At 70.2% G+C, this 14,124-nt stretch carries 10 protein-coding genes; 2 read left to right on the top strand and 8 right to left on the bottom strand.

The features are described from left to right. Nucleotides 1-3: 3 nt before the first annotated feature. Nucleotides 4-690 carry an ABC transporter ATP-binding protein gene (locus tag N5I32_RS14215; RefSeq protein ID WP_261496535.1) on the bottom strand — a complete coding sequence of 229 codons (687 nt, stop codon included), beginning with the start codon at nt 688-690 and terminating at the stop codon, nt 4-6. Further along, nucleotides 687-1,904 carry a KpsE/RkpR family capsule polysaccharide export protein gene (locus N5I32_RS14210; protein ID WP_261496534.1) on the bottom strand — a complete coding sequence of 406 codons (1,218 nt, stop codon included), beginning with the start codon at nt 1,902-1,904 and terminating at the stop codon, nt 687-689. Before N5I32_RS14210 ends, N5I32_RS14215 begins: the two co-directional genes overlap by 4 nt. A 73-nt stretch (nt 1,905-1,977) precedes the next feature. On the opposite strand from N5I32_RS14210, the gene N5I32_RS14205 reads away from it, so the two are divergent. Together N5I32_RS14205 and N5I32_RS14200 are read left to right on the top strand one after the other, a co-directional pair. Continuing rightward, nucleotides 1,978-2,763 (top strand): ABC transporter permease, encoded by a 786-nt coding sequence (locus N5I32_RS14205; protein ID WP_261496533.1) that lies wholly within the window; start codon nt 1,978-1,980, stop codon nt 2,761-2,763. 66 nt (nt 2,764-2,829) lie between these two features. Further along, nucleotides 2,830-3,756, top strand: coding sequence for a glycosyltransferase family 2 protein (locus N5I32_RS14200; RefSeq protein ID WP_261496532.1), 927 nt, complete (start codon nt 2,830-2,832; stop codon nt 3,754-3,756). Nucleotides 3,757-3,760: 4 nt separating this feature from the next. On the opposite strand, the gene N5I32_RS21355 is transcribed toward N5I32_RS14200, so the two are convergent. From N5I32_RS21355 to N5I32_RS14170, 6 genes are all read right to left on the bottom strand, one after another. Beyond that, nucleotides 3,761-6,595 (bottom strand): calcium-binding protein, encoded by a 2,835-nt coding sequence (locus tag N5I32_RS21355; protein ID WP_261496531.1) that lies wholly within the window; start codon nt 6,593-6,595, stop codon nt 3,761-3,763. A 110-nt stretch (nt 6,596-6,705) separates the two neighbouring features. Beyond that, nucleotides 6,706-7,803, bottom strand: coding sequence for a non-hydrolyzing UDP-N-acetylglucosamine 2-epimerase (gene wecB / locus N5I32_RS14190; RefSeq protein WP_261496530.1), 1,098 nt, complete (start codon nt 7,801-7,803; stop codon nt 6,706-6,708). Further along, complete coding sequence (locus tag N5I32_RS14185) at nt 7,800-8,579, bottom strand: sulfotransferase family 2 domain-containing protein (RefSeq protein WP_261496529.1); 780 nt, start codon at nt 8,577-8,579, stop codon at nt 7,800-7,802. Before N5I32_RS14185 ends, wecB begins: the two co-directional genes overlap by 4 nt. Further along, on the bottom strand, nt 8,579-12,004 hold the full coding sequence (locus N5I32_RS21350; RefSeq protein WP_261496528.1) for a glycosyltransferase: 3,426 nt from the start codon (nt 12,002-12,004) through the stop codon (nt 8,579-8,581). Before N5I32_RS21350 ends, N5I32_RS14185 begins: the two co-directional genes overlap by 1 nt. Continuing rightward, nucleotides 12,001-13,449, bottom strand: coding sequence for a polysaccharide biosynthesis protein (locus tag N5I32_RS14175; RefSeq protein ID WP_261496527.1), 1,449 nt, complete (start codon nt 13,447-13,449; stop codon nt 12,001-12,003). The genes N5I32_RS21350 and N5I32_RS14175 overlap by 4 nt, the downstream gene beginning before the upstream one ends. 55 nt (nt 13,450-13,504) lie before the next feature. Beyond that, nucleotides 13,505-14,122 carry a sugar transferase gene (locus N5I32_RS14170; RefSeq protein ID WP_261496526.1) on the bottom strand — a complete coding sequence of 206 codons (618 nt, stop codon included), beginning with the start codon at nt 14,120-14,122 and terminating at the stop codon, nt 13,505-13,507. Between the last annotated feature and the right edge of the window lie 2 nt (nt 14,123-14,124).

The following is a 14,124-nucleotide window of genomic DNA, read 5'->3' as shown; positions in this document are numbered from 1 at the left end:
CGCTCAGGCGGCGGCGAGTTCGGCCTGCCGCGCCAGCGCCTCCTCTAGATCGGGAAAGACATGCGCCCGGCCGCGATCCAGCAGGACCGCGCCGGTGCAGTACTGGCGCAGGATGGCCGGGGCGTGGGAGACCATGATCAGCCCGGCCTGCGACAGCCGGTCCCGGAACATCGTCTCGGCCCTGGCGCGGAAACGCTGGTCACCGACGGCGATGATCTCGTCCACCAGATACCAGTCGAAGCGGAGCGCCATCGACAGGCCGAAGGCCAGCCGCGCGCGCATCCCGGCCGAATAGGCGCGGACCGGCAGCCGCATGTCGCGCCCAAGTTCGGAGAACCCGGTCACGAAATCGACGACCGCGTCGGTGTCCGCGCCGTAGATGCGGGCGACGAAGCGGGCGTTCTGCACCCCGCTCAGGTCGTTCGCGAAGCCGCCGGAAAATCCCATCGGCCAGGACACGCGCGCGTCCGTCCGCACCTGCCCGCCATCGGGCCGGACCGTCCCCGCAAGGATGGACAGGAGCGTGGATTTCCCCGCGCCGTTCGCACCCAGAAGCGCCATCCGCGCGCCCGCGGGCAGGCGCAGCGTCAGGCCCTCGAACAGGCTGCGCCATCCGTCGGGGGCGGCGAACCCCTTGGACAGGCCCACCAGAGACAGCGCGAGATCGGGGGGCCGGATCTGCGCGCTCATCGGCTGTCACGCAGGTTGTAGGCCAGGACCGTCCCGATACCCCAGGCGACCACGAGACCCATGGCGATCAGCGCCGATAGCAGCACGCGCCGGGGGTGGACCGCACTTTCGGGCAGGGTGGGGGCGACGTGGGCGGCCAGATAGCGGGACTTGCGCCGCGCCTCGGCCTGGGCCGCCGCATGGCCCGCCAGCGCCTGCGTATAGGCGCCGGCGGCGAATTCCAGATCGGTCCTCAGTTCCTCGTAGCGCCCCAGAAGCGATGCCATCGCCCGGCCGTCGCCGCCGAGGCCCAGCGTTTCCCGCTCCGCCTCGATGCGGGCGCTGACTGCGTCGACACGGCGGTTCGCCTGGGCCACCCGCTGGTCATCCGCCTTGGCATAGCTCAGCAGCATGTCGCGTTCGACCAGGGTCTGCACCAGTTCGGACTGCAGCGCGGCGAGCAGCCCCATCTGCCCCTCGACATCGGCCTTCGGGTCGATGATGCGGTTTTCGTCGCGAAACTCGGCCAGAAGCCGGCGCTTGTCGCGCAGCCGCGCCTCCGCATCGGCGAGGTCGGCCGCGGCGTAGCGGATCGCGTCCCGGCGCGCCTGCTCCGACAGCCGGTTCACCAAGGCCTCGCTTTCCTCGAAGATCGCCGCCGTCAGGGCGCGGGCGTCGGCCGCCCGGAACGCCCGCGCCTCGACATTGAGAAGCCCGGTGCCCGCGTCGCGGCGCACGCGCACCATGCGGTGCCAATAGTCGACCTTGTCCTCGCGCGTGGCGCCGTCGGCCAGCGTGAACACCGGGTCGCTGTCGACCGGGTGGAAGAGGCGCGCAAGGTCAAGCCGCCGGTCGATGGCGGCGACCATCTGCTCGCTGCCGATGAAGTCGAACAGGATGTCGGCATCGGGCGCGGAGGCGCTGGCGATGCCGCCGACCGCGGCAAGCACGCCGAGATCGGGGCCGATCGGCGCGGCCTCCGATCGCACCGAGAAGGCCACGCGGGAATGGAACTGGTCCTCCGCCAAGGCGAAAAGGTAGCCGATGGCGAGGGCCGCGGGCAGAAGGACCGCCAGCACAAAGCTCGCGATCAGCCGGCGCCGCCGACTGCGCGCGGCGCTGCGCAGGCGTGAGCGCACCAGAAAGACCGTCGAGGGGTCCGGCACGGTAACCGGGGCGGGAAGCGGGCGCAACGGCTGGGCGAGAGCGGGCTGGGCGAGGGCGGGCTGCGACATCATCGTCACTCCGATTTCTTAACCATTGGCCATCAGGATCGTGGGCGTCCCCTGAGAACGAAAGGATGGGTGCATGACCGCCGTCACGACCCCCGCGCACCGCAACACCTTCCGCATCGTCGCAGCCCTTGCCCTGCGCGAGACCTGCGCCCGCTTCGGCCGGTCCTGGGGCGGGTATGCCTGGGCCCTGGCCGAACCTGTCGGCGGGATCGCGCTTTTGTCGCTGGCCTTCTCGTTCATCGCGCCGAAACCTCCGCTGGGGTCGAGCTTCACGCTCTTCTACGCCAGCGGAATTATCCCGTTCCTGATGTACAATTCGCTAACGTCCGCCCTTATGGCAGCCGTCCAGGCGAACCGCGGACTTCTCACCTACCCGGTTGTGCGGCCGCTGGACGTCATTCTGGCCCGCGCGCTCCTTGAAACGCTGACCCATATCGCGGTCGCCGCCGCCGTCCTGACCCCGGTCGTGCTGGCCGAACCGCGCCGGCCCGACATCGCGCCGGAGTGGATCGCCCTGTCGCTCGCGCTTGCCGCGGCACTCGGCACAGGGGCGGGCACGCTCAACGCCGGGCTGGCCGCCATGTTTCCCACCTGGCGGCAGGTCTGGTCGGTGCTGAGCCGGCCGGTCTTCGTCATCTCCGGCATCCTCTTCACCGCGCGCCAGATCCCCGAGGCGCTGGCCGGGGCGCTCTGGTTCAACCCCATCCTGCATGTGGTGGAGACGATGCGCGCGGGATTCTTCGGCCCCGACCCGGACGGCTTCGTTTCCGCCCCCTATGTCCTGACCGTCGCGGCGGTGCTGTTCCTGGCCGGGATCATCCTGATCCGCGGGCAATCTGGGAAAATGCTTCAAATGTGAGATGTCAGGTCCTGGTTAACCCGGCGCGCGCAAGACTTTGTCGCACCACGCAAGGGAGGCTCCGGGATGCAGACAGGCCGACACATCGCGATCCTGATGGCCAGCTACAACGGCGCGCGGTTCCTGCGCGACCAACTCGAATCGATTGCAGTGCAGGATCATGACGACTGGTCGCTCCACGTCTCCGACGACGGATCGAGCGACGGGACACTGGCCATCCTGGCCGCGTTCGCGCGGGCCCATCCCGGCCGGCGCATCGTCTGGCGCAGGGGGCCAGGGCGGGGGAGCACCGCAAACTTCCTCTCGCTCCTGCACGACCCCCGGATCGCTGCCGACTTCTTCGCCTTCGCCGATCAGGACGATGTCTGGCTGCCGGACAAGCTCAGCCGCGCCGTCGCCGCCCTTGCGCCCCATGCCGCGACACCCGCGCTTTACGGCAGCCGCACCTGGGTGACGGACGCCGGCCTGACCATCCTGGGAGTCTCGCCGATGCCGCGCCGCACGCCGGGGTTCCGCAACGCCCTGGTGCAAAGCCTTGCCGGCGGCAACACGATGGTCCTGAACGCGCGGGCGCGCGACATCTCGGTTCGGGCGGGCCGGGCGGACGGGGCTGCCTGCCACGACTGGTGGCTTTACCAGCTGGTGTCGGGCGCCGGCGGCACGATCCTGTTCGACCCGTCCCCGACGCTGCTTTACCGCCAGCACGGGCAGAACCAGATCGGCGCGAACCTTTCGCTGAAGGCCAGATACCACCGCTTTAAGGCAATGATCGGCGGCCGCTTCGCCGACTGGAACCGGGCCAATGCCGCCGCCCTGTCGCAGGTGGCCCCGCTGCTCACGCGGGAGAACCGGGACTGCCTCGACGCGTTTGTGGCCTTGCGACGCGATCGCGGCATAACCGCGCTGCGCCGCCTTCGCGCCGCCGGGCTGTTCCGGCAGAGCCGCGCGGGCAACCTGTCGCTCGCCGTCGCCGCGATGATCGGCCGGGTCTGATCACCTATCCGATCACGATGTCCCCCAGCAGATCGAAGGGATCGGCCACGTTGCGGATGATGAGTACATCGCCCCCGCCGAAATCGAAGGTCGCGCCCGCGGCGGTCGACTGGCCGTAGGTCGAAATCAGCGTCAGGGCATCCATACCCGAGACCGCGGCGAGCGCGGGGTCAAAACGGAGAGCGTCTTGCCCGATCTGGAAATCCTTGACGCGGTCAATTCCGCTGCCCGCCTCGAAGAGGAAGACATCGGCCCCCGCGCCCCCCTCGAGCGTGTCATCGCCCGACATGCCGCTCAGCGTGTCGTTGCCGTCGAGACCGATGAGGAAGTCGTTGCCGCCGCGCCCGCGGATCAGATCGTTCCCTCGCGCGCCCAGGATCATGTTGCCGCGGTCGTCCCCCCAGAGGGTGTCGTTGCCGAGCGAGCCTTGCAGGTTCTCGATGCCCGAATAGGTGTCGCCCGCCGCAATTCCCGTGTTGTTCGCGGGATAGAGGAGATCGACCAGCAGTCCGACCGCGGAATCGCCGTAATGCGCCCGGTCGATCCCGGCGCCGCCGACGAAGCGATCCGCCCCCGGGCCGCCCAGCAGGATGTCGTTACCCTCCATCCCGTCCAGCAGATCGTCGCCGGCCCGACCCAGCAGCCAGTCGTTGCCCCCGCGTCCGAAGATCTGGTCGTTGCCGGTCCCACCGTCGAGCGTGTTGTTGCCGTGATCGCCGAAAAGCTCGTCCGCGTAGGCCGAGGCGCGCACCGCCTCGACAGACACGAAGATGTCGCCCGCGGCGATGCCGGTGTTCGTCCAGGGTTCCAGCAGGTCGATGCGCAGGCCCGAGGTGGCGTCGGAGTAGACTGCACGATCCAGCCCCTCGCCGCCGTCCAGAAGGTCCGCGCCCTCGCCGCCAACCAGGTTGTCGATGCCCTCGCCGCCGCGCAGCGTGTCGTTGCCGCCGCGCCCGGTCAGCCAGTCGTTCCCCGCGCAGCCCTCCAGCACGTTGCCTAGGGAATCGCCGCGCAAGTCGTCGGCATAGGCCGATCCGCGAAGGTTCTCGATCGAGACATGCCGGTCGCCCGCCGCGGCGCCCCGGTTGTTCGCGGGACTGACCAGATCGACCGTCACCGCGGCCGGCGCCTGGGCATGATCGGCCCAGTCCGACCCCGCACCGCCTTCGAGGCGATCGGCACCGCCGCCGCCTTCAAGCGTGTCATCGCCGTAGCCCCCTGCCAGCGTGTCGTCGCCCTCGCCGCCGGCGATCTGGTCGGCGAACACCGATCCCGCGATCGAATCGGCCCCGGCCGTGCCCGCCTGGACGCGGGCGCGGTGGATCAGTTCCACCGCCGGCCGCGGCAGGTTCAGCACACCGGCATTCGAGAACTGGCCGGGCAGAAGCGACGTGCCGTCATGGCTCAGGATTTCAAGCACTTCGGAGCCGTAGCGCAGGATGGCGCCCGTCGCCGTCGCCTCGATCGCGATCTGACCGATCGAATTGAGCATCAGCCAGTCCGAAAGGTCGAGGCGGTCCGCGGCAATGTCGAAATCCTCGATCCGGTCCGCGCTGCCGTCCGCACTGAGGATGAAGACATCCGCCCCGGCGCCGCCGCGCATAACGTCCGACCCGGCGCCATCCAGAAGAATGTCGTTCCCCCCCGCCCCGGTCAGCGTGTCGTCCCCCGCCCCGCCGTGAAGGATATCGTCCGACGCGCCGCCCGTCAGAGGGTCCGCGCCCGCGCCCCCCGTCAGGTCGAGACCGACCGGACCGGGCACCAGCCGGAACTGGGTCAGCCCGTCCTCCGATCCGGAGACCACGAAAAGCTGGATCTCGCCCGCGACCTCGACCATTTGGAGGGCGGAGACGTCGGCAAGTGTTACGCCCGCGCTGTCGGACAGCGTGGACTCGAGGTAGAGCCTGCCGTCCGGCAGCAGCCGGAAGATCGAGATGCCGTCATCCGAGCCGCCGACGGCGACATAGGTCCGTTCCCCGACAGTCAGGGCTGAAAGCGCGATCGTCCCCTGGAAGCGCGTGGTCAGCATGTCGAGCACGTAGTCGGTGGGGGTGAGGCCGCCCGCATCCAGGCGCAGCACCGAAAGCGAGGAACTGCCCGCGTCGGCGACGATCAGATAGGTCGCGCCCGCCTGCGCCGCCACCGCAAGCGCGGTCGGCGTGTCAAGGCCGAACCCCTCGGCCGCGCCGATCGACCCGGCATGGGACAGCGTGCCATCGACGCCAAGCCTCAGCGCCGTGACGCCGTGATCGGCCGCCGATCCTGCAAAGACCCAGCCCTGCCCACCGATGACGGCCGCGGTCAGCACCGACGGCGCGGCGAGATAGGTTGCGGCAGTGTCGGCAAACCCCGCGCCAGCGACAAGTGCCGTGGACCCCGCGGCCATGGTCCAGGCCGCAAGCCCGCCCCCGCCCGCCTCTGCCGCGAAGATCCGGCCGGATCCGCCCTGATCGAGCACGGCGAGATCGCCGGCGGCAAAGTCTCCGCCCGGCCCGTCCGAGAATGTGGTGGATGCGCCCGGAATGCCGTCGGCGGCGAGCGTGAAGCCGCTCATCTCGGCCGGGAAGCGCCCGCCCGGCAGGAGCCATCGCTGCCCGTCGTGGTCGAGGATATCGAGCCGCGGCGGGCCGAAGATGTCCGCGCCCGGTGCATAGCTGGCGGACCCGACCAGCGTCGCGGCCGCACCCTGCGACAGCGCCAGGCCCAGAACCCCGTTGGCGGCGGTCGCAGCGTAAAGGACGCCGCCCGACCCCGTCGTCGTCGCGACAAGGTCGGTGATGCGGAACCCGGCGGGCACCACAGCGCCGCCGAGCGTGGCCATATGCTGGACCCCGATCACCACTACACCCGAATTCACCCGCCCCGATTAGGCGGGCGAAACCGTTGCCAAGGAGTGAATCTTTTCGGCGAACCGCGCGAAAGGTGAACGAAGTCCTAAGGCCCAGGGGATCAGGCGGCGCGCAGAACCCCGAGGATGCGCCGCGCGGCCTGCCCGTCGCCGAAGGGCGATGCCCCGCGCGCCATTGCGGCATAGGCGGCGGGATCGTCGAGAAGGCGCTGCGCCCGGGCACGGATCGCCCCTGCGTCGGTGCCGACCAGCGCGGCCACGCCCGCCTCGACCGCCTCGGGCCGCTCCGTCGTCTCGCGCAGGATCAGCACGGGCTTGCCGAGCGCGGGCGCCTCTTCCTGCACGCCGCCGGAATCGGACATGACCATATGGGCGTGTTCCATCGCGCCGACGAAGTCGAGGTAGTCCAGCGGGTCGGTCAAGTGCGCCCGGCAACAACCCCGGAACGCCTCGGTGACGGTCGCGCGGACATTTGGGTTGTGGTGTACCGGCAGCAGCAGTTCGACATCCTCGTTCGCCTCGACGATGGCACGCAGAGCCGCGCAGATCCGGGCGAGCGGGGCGCCGAAGTTTTCGCGACGGTGCAGCGTGGCCAGGATGAGCCGCCGGCCCGGGGTCAGGCATGCCGGCCGCCGCGCCTTGTCGCGCACCTGGTGTAGCGCGTCGATGACGGTGTTCCCGGTGACGTGAATCGCGTGGTCGGGAGTGTTCTCCACCCTGAGGTGGTGTGCTGCTTGCGGCGTCGGCGCAAAATGCCAGCTCGCCAGCCTTGCGGTCAGCACCCGGTTCATCTCTTCGGGAAAGGGATTGCACGGATCGCCGGTTCTGAGGCCCGCCTCGACATGGCCGAAGGGAATGCGCGCGTAGAAGGCGGCGATTGCGGTGGTCAAGACCGTGGTCGTGTCGCCCTGTGCCAGGACGATGTCCGGCGCCTCCTCGGCCATCACGGTGCCGAGCCGCAGGAGCAGCCGGCCGGTCAGGTCGCAAAGGCTCTGGTCGGGTTGCATGATGTCGAGATCGACATCGGGGACGATGCCGAAGACCGAGAGCACCTGATCGAGCATCTGGCGGTGCTGGGCGGTGGCCAGGACCCGGCAACGGAACGCTGGATCCGCCCTGAGCGCGAGGATAACGGGGGCCATCTTGATGGCCTCCGGCCGGGTGCCGATGGCACAGAGGACGGTCTTCGGGACGGTCAAGGGCGATCCTCCGCTTCGATCAGGCGGGTGGCGTGGTCGTAAAGGGCGACATCCTGGTCGTTGGCCGCGACGAAGCGGGCGGCGAGCGCCTCGGGCAGCGCGGCGAGGAGCGCCCGGACGCGGTCTTCGGGGGGGCCTGCAGACGCCTCTGTCACGTTCAGCCTTAGCGGCGCGGGGGTGGAGAAGTCGATCCCCTCGGCTTTCAGCCGCCGGGTCATGCGGGCCAGGTCGGCCTCGTAATGGTCCGTCCGGCCCAGAAGCGCGACGTTCCTGAGGTTCGCGCGCGCCTGCTCCAGATCGTATTCCATCCGCCCCGCAGACCGCCGCATGAGCGTGCGCCCCGTCCCGTCCTCGCCCAGGATCCGGGTCTGGGCGTTCGAGACATGGGTGATCTCCTGCGGGTCGGAGAGCGCGTGGTCGAGCCATTCGGCGAAGTCCATGCGCCGGGCCAGGTCGGAGGTGCGGGTGCCATCCTCGTGCCCGCGCTTGAAGCGCCAGATCGACGCGACACGCAGGAAAGGGTTGCGCAGGAACGTCGCCGCCAGCACCCGGTAGTCGAGCGAGGCCGGCGCCGGAAGCCGGATCTGGTGCGAGGAAAAAGCCCGTCCGGCGGGATTGCGGCAGATGATCCGGTCAAGCTGCGTGCGGTCGATGCCGAAATAGGGAAACGGCCCGTCAAAGCTCAGGTGCGCCGCGCCGAAGACCTGGTGCAGGGCGGCATCGAAGCTGGTGCCGGAATTCTTGTAGATGTGGTAGTGACAGATGACGGTGCGCATCAGGCGGCCTCCCACGCCGGGGCGGGGCGGGACTGGCGGTAGCGGTGCGGCTGCCATGGGCCCCACCGACCCTCGTAGATCCGTCGATTGGCCTCGAACCGTTCCGTGCGCTCGGCGGGTTCGAGGCGCGCAAAGCTTGCCGAGAGATGGTGATGGACAAAGGCATCCTCGGCGAGCGCGCAGGCGAAGCCCTGCGCCCGGATCACGGCGCAATGGTCGTCATCCTCGAACATGCCGCGCCCGTAGGCCGGATCGAGCAGGCCGAACCGGCCTAGATCGGCACGCCGGAACATGGCGCAGAAGTAGGCGACGACCGGCAAAGGCTCCCACCGCCCGCGGAACCCCTGCGTCAGACGCCGAGCCGCGATCCGCATCGCCTCCATGTCCGCATAATCCACCGCCACCCGCGCCTCGTTGCCGATGTTGTTGGTCAAGGGGCCGACGACGCCGATTTCCGGGCTGCGTTCGAGATGGCCGACCATCGCCCAGATCGCGCCGGGCGCCATGAACGTGTCGTTGTTCAGAAGCAGGACATAGTCCCCCCGCGCCGCCGCGATGCCGACGTTGTTGCCGGCGGCAAAGCCCAGATTGGCCCCGTTCTCGATCAGCCGCGCCTCGGGGAAGCGGGCGAGGTAGCTTGCCAGTCTCTCGCATTCCGCCGAGGGGGAGCCGTTGTCGACGACGATCACCTCCAGCGCCGGATAGGCCCGCCCCTCGCCCAGGAGCGCGTGCACGGCGGTCATGGTCAGGCTGGCGTCGCCCCAGGCGAGGATGACCACCGACACCAGGGGCGCGCGCTCCATTTCCTGAAGCATCAGGGTCGCCCGCGCGCTCCAGGTGTTGGCCAGCGCGTAATTCCTCAGCCGCTCCCCGGTGAGTGCATCATCGCGGTCTGCCGCCGCCGCGCGGATCGCCGCGGCAAAGTCCCCGGCAGTGGCCGCGGTGCGCACCAGATCGCCTGCCCGCCGGAGTTCGGGCATCGGGGTCGCGACGGTCGGGCGCATCGCGGCGGAATATTCGTAGTACTTGACCGGATCGCAGGCGGCGATGATCGGCAGGGGCCGGAAGGGGATGATCATCACGTCCATCGCATCGAGGAAGGCCGGCACCTCGGCATAGGCAATCTCGCCGTGAAGCGTGACATTGGGCAGATCCGCCAGGCGCAGGGGGCCCGGCGCGGTCACGGCGCCGCATAGGTGGATGTCGAGGTCGGGGCAGAGCCGCGCGACCTCGGAAAGAAGGTCTTCGTCGAACCATTCCGCGATCGCGCCGACATAACCGACGCGCAGGCGGCCCGGGCGCAGCGCAGCGGCGATCCGGCGCGGCAGTGGGGTCTGCGGCCGCCCGGTGAAATGGGCGATGTCGGCCCCATTGCGCACCAGCGCCGCTGTCCGACCAGACCCGCGGCGCGACATCAGGTAGTCCGAACTGACGATCAGCCGGTCGCAGGCGGCCACCATCTGCTCCTCGGCCGCGAGGATGTGCGGCTCGGTGTTCGCGAACCCGGCGATCTCGTCCATGCAGTCGAAGGTGATCCGGTTTTCGGCGGGAAGGTGGCGGGCGAAGGCCCACCAGTAGGGATGCTCGATGACCACATGGCGCCAGGGCGAGGCGCCGATGCGGTCGCAAAGCGCGTGAAAATGATCCAGCCATGCCTTGACCTGTGCGCCGCTCGGACGGCCGGAGTAGGGCCGGACAAAGCCGATCCCCTCGTTCGACAGCCGCACGGTCCAGACGCCGTCGGCGACCGGGCGCAGCTGCGTTCCCGCCGCCTCGGCCTCCATCTCGACGAAGAACACGCGGTGTCCGCGCGACGCGAACTCCCGCGCAAGGTGCTGGGGCCGCTGGGTGCGGAAGTCCCAGTTGATGATCGAGAGCACGAAGATGTCCGCCCTGTCGATGCCGAGGTCGCGCGGCGGCATGACGACTGCTTGCTCCGGCACGGCAGTCCGAGGGACCCGTGCTGCCTCCTCATGTGCCGGAGCCGCCAGCACGCGGGGAACCCCCTCGGGGTGCGGCAGAAGCCGCTTGATCCGCTCGACCCGAGCAGGCGGCAGGAGCCGGCGAAGGGTGGTGCCGCCGAAACGGTAAAGGCGCCGATAGATGGGTCGGAACACGGTCAGCATCTCCTTCTGGACAAGCCGGGCGAGGTCTTCGGCCCGGCATTCGGTATCCGCCTGCGCCCGCCTCAGCGCGGCACATTCGCCCAGCGCAGCGGTCAGGCGCCGGTCGATCTCCTCGGCGCGATCCTGTGCTGCCCGGGCGACGGCTTCGGTTTCGGCCTGTCGCAGGAGCGCGCGCCGATGCGAGACCCGCAGGCGGGCGCGGTCGCGGGCGGCCGCGCGCAGCGCGGCGGCACCTTCCCGATCGCGCCCGGCGATCAGGCGGCGCAGAGTCGCGAGACGCCCGGACAGCACGGCCCGGTCCCGAGCATCGCGGACACGATCCGCGGCGACCGCCATCCGGTCGGCGTCCCTTTCGGCCCGAAGGGCTGCGATCCGCGCCTCGGCCAGGTCCAGTTCGGCGCCAAGGCGGTCCGCGGTATCGGCGGCGACCTGCGCGCCGGGCGCGGCGGACAGGGCCGCGATCTCGCGCAGGCGATGGCTGTCGACGGGGGCGAGTGCGGCCTGCCTCTGCCTGAGCGCGGGGCGCGATTGCGCGGCGGCGCGGTCCAGCCCCTCGTCTTCCGGTTCCGCCTGGCGCAGGGCCTGGTAAAGGTGCACCGCGTCGGCGAGCGCCCCGCGCGCGGATCCCGTCGCGCGGCAGTGCAGGTCGCCGTCGCTGAAGCCGCGCCGGCTTGCGCGGGCCCATTCCCCCGCCGCATCCGCCGGAAATCCGAGCCGGGCGGCAAGCTCGTGCGCGGTTCCGGCCTGCCCTGCCATCCAGTCGGGATAGACCACGATCGCGCGGGTCAGGCCGCGGCTCGCCTCGATCGCGGAAATCGTGTGCGCCATCCAGGACAGCGCCGCGAGATCGGGGGGGCAGGCATTGCGACGGGCGAGCGACTGCGCCACCGCGACCGGATGGCGCAGCGCGATCAGGACGCGCAGCTCGATCCCCATCGCCTCCATCTCGGCCCGCCAAAGCGGAAAGGTGAGCGACAGTCGCGGGTCCTTCAGCACCACCCTGCGAGAGGCACCGAAGCTGGCGCGAAGGGCTGCCCGCATCCGCGCGCCGAGATCGGGGATCACCTGCCGCGCCGGCGTGGCCAGGAACGGCGCCGCCTGGTCCCAGCGCCCCCCACCCGCGGCAAGGATGGTATCGTTCAGGGCGACCACGGCCCGGGGTTCGCAATGGCCGTGGCGGTTGTCCTCGGCGCCCGGCTGCCGGTCGCGCGGCAGGCAATACCCGAGTGCGGCCAGGCTGCTGGCCAGGAACGAGGTGCCGGATCGGTGCATGCCGAGGACCACGACCGCCTCTTTCACAGCGCAAGCTCCCGCGACAGGGCGGCGCGGACCTCGGGCGCGGCACGCCAACGCGCGACGAAGGCATGCACCATCGCGTCGTCACCCGAGAGCACCCTGCGAAGATCACGGAACGCCGCCGCGATCTCGATCTGGCTCGGCCGGGGGTCGGCGGCGCGCCAGATTCCCCGCACCGCGGTCGGGGCGAGCGCGCCGGGGAAGGAGAGGGATTCGCGCTTCTTCTCGCCCGGGCGCAGGCCGGTGATCTCGATCGGGATGCGCACACCGCGCGGGGCCGCGGCTGCGATCAGGCGGCGTGCAAGCTCGCCGATGGCAATGGGTTCCCCCATGTCGAGTACGTAGACCTCGCCGCCCTCCGCCAGGGCGGCGGAGGCCAGCACGAGGCCGACGGCCTCCTTCACGGTCATGAAGTAGCGCGTCGCCTCGGGGTCGGTCACCGTCACCGGGCCGCCCCGTGCGATCTGGTCAAGGAAAAGCGGAACGACCGATCCGGAAGAACCGTAGACGTTGCCGAAGCGGACGACGGAAAAGACCGTGGACGCCGGCCGCGCGGCAAGATCGAGGACCGCGCATTCGGCGAGGAACTTGGAGACGCCGAGCGCGCTGGCGGGCTGGACCGCCTTGTCTGTCGAGATCAGGACAAAGCGGGCCACGCCGGCCTCGCGCGCCAGGCGGGCGATGGTCTGCGTGCCAAGGGCGTTGGCGACAAGGCCCGCGCGGGGATTGTGCTCGATCAGGGGCACATGCTTGTAAGCGGCCGCGTGCAGGACGACATCGACGCGATGGCCGCGCAGCACGCTGAGCACCGTGTCGCCATCGGTGACGGACCCGATCACCGGCACGAAATCCACGTTTTCGGAGCCAGGCCATCCGCGCAGCCGCTGCAGGACGTCGTAAAGCGCCGCCTCGCTCAGGTCGAAGAGCACCAGTCGGGCGGGTGCGAGCCGGATAACCTGGCGGCAGATCTCGCTGCCGATGGAGCCGCCGGCGCCGGTCACGAGGATGCTGCGGCCCCGGAACGGTGCGTCGGGCGGCAGGACCGGGGCGATGGACCTTCGGCCGAGGATCGCCTCTGCCTCGGGGCGCGTGGGGGCTGGTTCGCGAACGGAAAGGGCGGCGGGCAAGGTCAGCGCGGAGAGCAGAAGATAGGTGGCGGCGGCCAGAACCGAACCGTCGCCGCCGCCGCTGCCGCCGAGGAGCATCCCCGCCGACGGCCCGGCGCCCAGAAGCAGCAGCCCCCCGGCGATCCGCCGACGGAAGGCGGGCGGCTGCCCCTCGCCCGCCGCAAGCGCGAGGCCGGCAAGGATGGCAAGCCCGGCCAGCGCAAATGCGACCTGCCCCGGCCCCGCGGGCGTCAGGAAAGCCGGCGCGACCGCCGAGACGGCCTCGGCCGCCCGGGGCCACCCGGAGCGGGCAAACCTGACATGTCGATCATCCTGTCGCATCCCGAGCCCTCCTGGCACTGACCGAACCTCTAGGCGAAACATGCTTACCGGCCGGTTAAGTCCCGCGGGTCCGGCCGGGCAGGACCGCCCGGATGGTCCAGGCGAGGATCAGGAGATCGAGGCCGAGGTGGCGCTTGCGTGCGTAGAGACGGTCAAGGCGCGCCTTCGCCGGCAGGCAGCGGCGCCGGTAGACGCCATCGCTTTCCAAGGCGGTGCGACACCGCGCCATCAGCCGCGACTCGTGCGCGTGAAAACGCACCGTGGCCAGACCGGTGACGCCGGGGCGGCTCTGTAGCACCTCAGCGAAGATCTCGGGGTGAAGCTCGACATAGCGGCGCAGGGGGGGACGCGGCCCGACGAAGCTCATCCGCCCCGAAAGGATGTGGAAAAGCTGCGGCATTTCGTCGAGCCGTGTCCGCCGGAGCACGCGGCCGAGGCGCGTGACTCGCCCGTTCTTGTCGCCCCCGGTCGCCACGCCGTCGGCGGAACCCGGCCGCATGGTGCGGAATTTCCACAGAAGGAACCCGCGGTCGCAGGTCTGCATCCGTTCGCCCGCATGCAGCACCGGCCGGCCGTCGCAGACCAGGACCACCACCGCGATCGCCGCCATGACGGGGAGCAGGAACGGCAGCAGTGCGATCGCAAGACCCACGTCGAACAGGCGCTTTGTCATCG

This window comes from Albidovulum sediminis, assembly GCF_025380365.1.
In the GTDB taxonomy this organism is placed as follows: domain Bacteria; phylum Pseudomonadota; class Alphaproteobacteria; order Rhodobacterales; family Rhodobacteraceae; genus Albidovulum; species Albidovulum sediminis.
This window is presented reverse-complemented; position numbering and strand designations above follow the sequence as displayed.

Bases quoted from the DNA above. Each gene is read 5' to 3' on its own strand.
- N5I32_RS14215 (WP_261496535.1), bottom strand. From the start codon at position 690: ATGAGCGCGCAGATCCGGCCCCCCGATCTCGCGCTGTCTCTGGTGGGC.
- N5I32_RS14210 (WP_261496534.1), bottom strand. From the start codon at position 1,904: ATGTCGCAGCCCGCCCTCGCCCAGCCCGCTCTCGCCCAGCCGTTGCGC.
- N5I32_RS14205 (WP_261496533.1), top strand. From the start codon at position 1,978: ATGACCGCCGTCACGACCCCCGCGCACCGCAACACCTTCCGCATCGTC.
- N5I32_RS14200 (WP_261496532.1), top strand. From the start codon at position 2,830: ATGCAGACAGGCCGACACATCGCGATCCTGATGGCCAGCTACAACGGC.
- N5I32_RS14185 (WP_261496529.1), bottom strand. From the start codon at position 8,579: ATGCGCACCGTCATCTGTCACTACCACATCTACAAGAATTCCGGCACC.
- N5I32_RS14175 (WP_261496527.1), bottom strand. From the start codon at position 13,449: ATGCGACAGGATGATCGACATGTCAGGTTTGCCCGCTCCGGGTGGCCC.
- N5I32_RS14170 (WP_261496526.1), bottom strand. From the start codon at position 14,122: ATGACAAAGCGCCTGTTCGACGTGGGTCTTGCGATCGCACTGCTGCCG.